Source organism: Dactylosporangium sp. NPDC050588 (assembly GCF_040654975.1).
Classification (GTDB): domain Bacteria; phylum Actinomycetota; class Actinomycetes; order Mycobacteriales; family Micromonosporaceae; genus Dactylosporangium; species Dactylosporangium maewongense.
In genome coordinates this window covers 126,948-133,340 of sequence record NZ_JBFAJA010000024.1, presented here as the reverse complement: position 1 = coordinate 133,340, position 6,393 = coordinate 126,948, and the positions used below count along the sequence as shown (strand labels likewise).

Below are 6,393 nucleotides of genomic sequence, written 5' to 3'. Positions count from 1 at the left end.
GGCGGGGCTGTCCGGTTCGGCCGCCGCCTCAGCCGCGGCGGGGCTGTCCGGTTCGGCCGCCGCCTCAGCCGCGGCGGGGCTGTCGGGCTCGGCTGCTGCCTCAGCCGCGGCGGCGCTGACCGGTTCGGCCGCTGCCCATGCCACGGGGGCGCTGATCGGCGCGGCCGTCACCTCCGCCACGGTGCTGCTCGCGGGGCCCGGAAACGACCGCGCCGAGGCCGAGATCCACGCGATCGCCGCCCTGGACCGCGCCGCGACCGTCCTCACCGGCGCGGCCGCCACCCCCGCCGCCGCACTGGCCGCCATGGACGGCGCCGGCATCGCCCACATCGCCGCGCACGGCCACCACGAGCCCGACAACCCGCTCTTCTCCGCCCTCGACCTGGCCGGCGGCCCGCTCATGGGTTACGACCTCCAACGCCTGACCAAACCCCCGACGATGGTCGTCCTGTCCGCCTGCGACCTCGGCCAGTCCGAGGTCCGCCCGGGCGACGAGACCCTCGGCATGGCCGCCGCCCTCCTCACCACCGGCACCGCCACGGTCATCGCCAGCACCAGCCGCGTCGGCGACGACACCGCCATGGCCACGATGACGGCGTTCCACCGCCACATCCACGCCGGTGCCGACGCCGCGACCGCCCTCGCCGCCGCGACCAAGGACCACCCCGGCCCGTTCGTCTGCCTCGGCGCCGCCTGACCCGCACCCCGACCCACCGTTTCCCCGGGACCAGCGGATCAGGTCCCCACCGCGGGACCAGCGGATCAGGTCCCCACCGCGTGCGACCAGTCGGCGGATCGGCTCCCCGCCGCGTGCGGTCGGTCGGCGGATCGGCCCTCCGCCGCGTGCGGCCGGTCGGCGGATCAGGTCCAGCACCTCGGCGGCGTCGACGCAGCACCGCGGCCAGCTGTTGCCCCGTCCAGCTGAAGAAGCCGGCACGCGAAACCATCGCGGCCCATGCCATCGACGCCACCCAGACCGACATGCTCAGCCAGATCCCATGTCCATCAACGCCAGTCTCGGCGGCGGGTCGCATCATGCGCCGAACGGCATGATCTCGGCGTCATGAACGAGCAGCGCCACCTGCACGCGGTTGTTCAGCTCCAGCTTCGACAGCAGCCGCGACACATGCCCCTTGGCGGTCGGCACACTCATACCGAGCTCGGCGCCGATCTCCGCATTGGTCAGCCCCCGCCCGAGTGCGGCCGCGACTTCCCGCTCCCGTTCGGTCAGCCCCGCGAGCCGCGCCCGGGCCCTGTCCCGCCGCGGCCCGGCATGCGGGTCCGCGACATGGTCGATGAGCCGCCGGATGACCGTGGGGGAGAGGATCGCACCGCCACCGGCAACGGTCCGCACCGCCTCGATGATCTCCCGCGGCGGCGTGTCCTTCAGCAGAAACCCACTCGCCCCACCCCGCAGCGCCTCGAGCACATACTCATCCGCGTCGAACGTCGTCAACACCACCACCTGCGGCGCCCCCACCCGCCCCCGAATCCGCTGCGTCGCGACCAGCCCGTCAACGCGCGGCATGCGGATGTCCATGAGCATCACGTCAGGCCAGTGCGCCCCGGCAACGTTGACCGCCTCCGCCCCATCTCCCGCCTCCGCCACCACCTCGATGTCGGGCGACCCACCCATCAGGATGCGCAACCCCGCCCGTACGAGCGGATCATCGTCCACGATCGCCAGCCGAATCGGCCGCTCCACCCGCCCCGCCCGGCCCGGCTGCCCACCCCTCGACTGCTCGCCCCCGCTTGGTTGTTTGGTCCTGCCTGGCTGCCCGGTCCCGCCCGACTGGTCGGCCTTGCCTGGTTGCTCGGCCACGCTCGGCGGCCCGGGTCCGTCTGGCTGTCCGGTGCCGCTTGTCCGGCCGACCCCGCTCGGCTGGCCGTCCCCGCTCGGCCGAGGGGGGATTACGGCGGCCATGGGAGCCAGGCCTGGAGGCGGAACGTGTCGCGGTCGGTGCCGTGCTCGACTCGGCCACCCGCGAGAGCGACACGCTCGCGCAGGCCGACGAGGCCCAGGCCCGAGCCCGGAATCGGCGAACGGTGCACCGGGTCCAGGGCGTTGGTGACCGTGACCCGTAGCTCCGCGCCGGCGGTGCCGTCGAGGCGCACCTGGACGTCGCTGCCGGGGGCGTGCTTGCGGGCATTCGTCAGGCCCTCCTGCACGAACCGGTACACGGTCCGCCCGAGCATCACGGCCGGGCCGTCTGCCGGTACCGTCGAAATGAAGCCGACCGTCATGCCCGAGGCGCGGGCCGTGTCGACGAGGTCGGGCAGGTCGCCGAGGCCGGGCTGCGGCGGCTCGGGCCGCTCCCGCAGGATCCCGAACACCGTGCGCAGCTCCTGCAGCGCCTCGTGCGCGCTGCCCCGGATCGCGCCGGCGGCGAGCGCCGTCTCTTCCGGCCGCGCGTCGGTGCGCACCTCGAGCGCCCCCGCGTGCAGACTGATCAGCGACAGCCGGTGGGCGAGGACGTCGTGCATCTCCCGGGCGATCCGCGTGCGCTCGGTCAGCCGCGCCTGCTCGATCCGCAGGTGCTGCTCGGCCTCGAGACGCGCCGCATGGTCCCGCAGTGACTGGGTCAGCCGCCGGTACGCCCGCACGAACAGCCCCCACCCGACGGCCGCGGCCGTGACCACGGACCGCATCAGCAGGTCGACCCACAGGGGGAACGGCGGGTCGTGCTGCAGCAGGAAGTACACGGCGGCGGTGGCCACGTTGGCCGCGCCGAGCCACAGCACGACCGCCGCCCGATGCCGGACCGCGACCGTGAACAGGGCCACGGTGATCGCCCCGGTGGCCATGACCGACACCGCCCCGAACGGCAGCAGCGCCAGCGCCACCGCGCGCGGATGTCGCCGCCGCACGACCAGCGTGAGGACGCACAGCACGCCGATGCCCACGTCCACCTGCCAGGGGATCGCCGCCCCGGGCTTCGTCGCGTCGCCGAGCGGCACCATCAGCGCCCCATACGCCGTGGCCAGCCCGATCGCGATCGCGTCGGCCAGCCGATCACGCCGGCGCGTCGACATGTCGTCCCCGGGCCCGGGGACGAGCAGTGCGAACAGCAGCGCCGACATGCACGCAGCCTACGAGCGACACCCGCCGCGGCGGCACCTACCAAAGTCGGGTATCGGTCCCCATAATTTGGCCGATGCGCCGCCGAGCTGCCCGCGTCAGAGTTGGCCTCAGATCGAAACGGAGGCGACCCGATGTGGCAGCACACACTCACCGCGATCCGGCGATGCATAGGAACAAGGCGCCGACGCTGGCTGGTCGCGGCCACCCTGCTGGTGGGCGCGGCGGTGGCGTTCGGTGTGCCCGACCGCACCCTCGCCGGGCTCAGCGACCCGGCGCAGAGTCTGATGTCGGTCACCGTGCCGCTGCTCGGCATCCTGCTCGTCCATGACTTGCACCGCTCGGACATCCGCGCCCGCCTGACTCCGACGCTGCTGGCCGCAGTCCTGGTGGCGGCCGGCGTCGGCGCGCTCGGCGTGCTGTTCTGCGCGACGGGCCTGGCGTTCAAGGCGTCGGCAGGCGCGTGGGACCACGCGGCGACCATCGCGGCCGGCGGCGTGCTGGTGCAGGTGCTCGCCCAACTGGTCGGCACCGGCATGGGGCTGCTGCTGCGCTCACCCCGGGCCGCGTTCCCCGCCACGTTCCTGCCGTTCGCGGTGTGGCTCGCGTTGGGTCCCGTCGCCGGGTGGCGTTGGCTCACACCGTACGAGACGGCGCGGCACCTCTTATCCGGCCAGATGAGCGCGCAGGCCTGGCTGCAGTGGCTGACCGTCCTGCTGATCTGGGGTGTGGCGCTCAACGCCTTCGGCGCGGTGAGGCATGCCGGTCGCCACCGCCCAGGAGGAGCCAGCGACGGTTTGAGCGCGGCCGGCGCGGCCTGAGAGCCGCGAAGTCGGGGGGTGCCGGCCCGCCGAGCGATGGTTAGCGCCTGTACCAGAAGAGGGGGCGAGGCGAGATCCAAGGGTCGTTTGGGGTGCACCGTGGGTTGTCCGGGAGAAGGGGTTGCATCCGAGTGACCGCGACGTGCGGCCCGCGCCTGGTCCAGTGCGGTGCGCGGGGTCGGCGTTGGCGAGGCGTCTGGGTCCGCCGCAGCCCGGCATGGGTGGGCGGGTCCGGTGCGGTGCGCGTTGGGTCGGCGTAGGTGGGGTGTTTGGGTTCTGGTCGGGCGAGGGGGTGGTTCACGCTGCCGCGGTCTGGACTGGGTCGGTCGGGTCCGTGCAGGGTGTGCTGGGTCGGGGTGGGGGAGGACGGCTGGGTTCCGGTCGGATGAGAGGTGGTTCAGGCTGCCGCGGTCTGGAGTGGGTGGGTCGGGGTCGGTGCGGGGTGTGCTGGGGCGGTGTGGGATGGGGTGTTTGGGCTCTGGTCGGGCGTGAGGTGGTTCGGCTTTGCAGTCGAGTGTCGGTGGGCTGGTCTGGTGTGGGGCGTGCCGGGCGGTGGGGATGGTTGGGTTCTGGTCGGGTGGGGATGGTTGGGTTCTGGTCGGGTGAGGGGTGGTTCGGGCTGCCGCGGTCTGGAGTGGGCGTGCCGGGGTCGGTGCGGGGTGTGCTGGGGCGGTGTGGGACTGGGTGGTTGGGCTCTGGTCGGGCGTGAGGTGGTTCGGCTTTGCGGTCGAGTGTCGGTGGGCTGGTCTGGTGTGGGGCGTGCCGGGCGGTGGGGATGGTTGAGCTCTGGTCGGGGTGGGGTGGGGTGGTTCAGGCTGCCGTGGTCTGGAAGGGGGTGAGCCGGGTTCGGTGCGGGGTGTGCTGGGTTGACCACGGTGGTGAGCGCGGCCCGGTCGCCGGTGTGGGTGAGGTGTTGGGCTCCGGTTGGGCGCGAGGTAGTCGATGCCGGCGCGGTGTGGAGCAGGGGTCAGGGGGTCACGTTCAGGAAGCGGTGGGCCAGGCGGGTGCAGGCGGCGCGGAGTTCCGGGGGGTCGATGACCTGGAGGTCGGCGTCGAATCTGGCGATGGAGGCGGCGAGGGCCATCCACGACCATGACTCGAGGGTCAGGCGGCACTGGTTGGGGGCGAGTTCTTCGACGATGCCGGCGCGGGTGTACTGGGCGACCGTGGCGGCCGGGAGGTCCAGGATCACCACGCCGCGGCAGGTGTTGCGGTGGAAGGTGCCGGTGACGTAAGCGGCGACGTCGCCGCCGGGGAGGGGGCGGGGCGTGAACCGGGGGCCGTTCGGGGTGCGCAGGGTGATCCGGTCGGCGCGGAAGATGCGCCAATCCTTCCTGTCGAGGTCCCAGCCGACCAGGTACCAGCGTCCGTCCCAGGTCACGATGTGGTGAGGTTCGACCCGGCGCGTGCCGCGGTCGGCGTAGTCGAAGCGTAGGACCTCCCGGGCGTGTGCGGCGGTGCTGAGTGCCATGAGTACATCGCCGCCGACCGTTGGCTCGGCAGCGGCCGGCACGGGAGCAGCGGCGGTGATGTGCAGGGTGTCGATCCGGTGGCGTAGTCGCGCGGGCATGACCTGCCTGACGGTGTGCAGCGCCCGCGCGGCGGCCTCGGCGGTGCCGTTGCCGGGGGTGGTCGCGGCCACCTGCAGCGCGATGCTCAGCGCGACGGCCTGCTCGTCGTCGAACAGCAGCGGCGGCAGCTCGGTGCCGGCGCCGAGCCGGTAGCCGCCGTCGGGGCCCTTGAGCGCCACGATCGGGTAGCCGAGCTCCCGCAGGCGGTCCACGTCCCGGCGTACCGTCCGCAGGCTGACCTCGAGCCGCTCGGCGAGCGACATCCCCGGCCAGTCCCGCCGCGTCTGCAGCAGCGACAGCAGGGCGAGCAGGCGGGCGGAGGTCTTCGGCATGAGATCCATCTTGCCCGGCAAAGGTGCCACAACCTGGCACCTACCGCTGGCAGCCTCGGGTCGCACAGCCAGACAAGCGGGTCGCACAGCCAGACAAGCGGGTCGCACAGCCAGACAAACCCAAGGAGCTACGATGAGCATCACCACCACCACGCACCTGAACTTCCGCGGCGACGCCCGTCAGGCGCTGGAGTTCTACCAGTCCGCCTTCGGCGGTGAGATCGTCCTCGTCCCCCACGCCGACGACGTGGAGCACGTCATGTGGGGTCAGGTCCGGGCGGACAACGGCTTCCATGTCATGGCCTACGACGTGCCCGCCGCGCTGTCGTACGACGCCGGCGACAAGCCCGTCTTCGTCTCGGTCCGCGGCACCGATGCCGACGAGATCACCGCCTACTGGAAGGCGCTGTCCAGCGGCGCGACGATCGTCCAGGACCTCGCGCCGTCCGGTTGGTCGCCGCTGTACGGCATGCTCAAGGACCGCTTCGGCGTCACCTGGGTCCTTGACATCGCCTGACCCACGTCCACGGATCCGCCGGCACGGCCACCCGTGCCGGCGGGTCACAAGGTCACAAAGCAGACGGAGAAGC

General features: G+C 72.7%; 6 protein-coding genes. 3 read left to right on the top strand and 3 right to left on the bottom strand.

Annotated elements, in window-relative coordinates; genetic code table 11:
- Positions 1–697: CHAT domain-containing protein (locus AB0I21_RS18890; RefSeq protein ID WP_360562656.1), on the top strand; the 697-nt coding region annotated here is incomplete at its 5' end.
- Positions 698–1,033: 336 nt separating this feature from the next.
- Here the strand turns inward: AB0I21_RS18890 and AB0I21_RS18885 are convergent.
- Together AB0I21_RS18885 and AB0I21_RS18880 are read right to left on the bottom strand one after the other, a co-directional pair.
- Positions 1,034–1,705, bottom strand: a complete 672-nt coding sequence (locus AB0I21_RS18885; RefSeq protein WP_360562654.1) for a response regulator transcription factor — start codon at positions 1,703–1,705, stop codon at positions 1,034–1,036.
- Positions 1,706–1,911: 206 nt separating this feature from the next.
- On the bottom strand, positions 1,912–3,081 hold the full coding sequence (locus AB0I21_RS18880; RefSeq protein ID WP_360562652.1) for a histidine kinase: 1,170 nt from the start codon (positions 3,079–3,081) through the stop codon (positions 1,912–1,914).
- A 132-nt stretch (positions 3,082–3,213) separates the two neighbouring features.
- Here AB0I21_RS18880 and AB0I21_RS18875 point away from each other — a divergent pair, with 132 nt between their 5' ends.
- Positions 3,214–3,900: a hypothetical protein gene (locus tag AB0I21_RS18875; RefSeq protein WP_360562650.1), complete on the top strand. Its 687-nt coding sequence runs from the start codon at positions 3,214–3,216 to the stop codon at positions 3,898–3,900.
- Positions 3,901–4,867: 967 nt separating this feature from the next.
- Here the strand turns inward: AB0I21_RS18875 and AB0I21_RS18870 are convergent.
- Positions 4,868–5,803 (bottom strand): WYL domain-containing protein, encoded by a 936-nt coding sequence (locus AB0I21_RS18870; RefSeq protein ID WP_360562648.1) that lies wholly within the window; start codon positions 5,801–5,803, stop codon positions 4,868–4,870.
- A 133-nt stretch (positions 5,804–5,936) separates the two neighbouring features.
- Between AB0I21_RS18870 and AB0I21_RS18865 the strand changes: the two genes are divergently transcribed.
- A complete protein-coding gene (locus AB0I21_RS18865; RefSeq protein ID WP_360562646.1) occupies positions 5,937–6,320 on the top strand; it encodes a VOC family protein in 384 nt (127 codons plus the stop codon).
- Positions 6,321–6,393 lie beyond the last annotated feature (73 nt).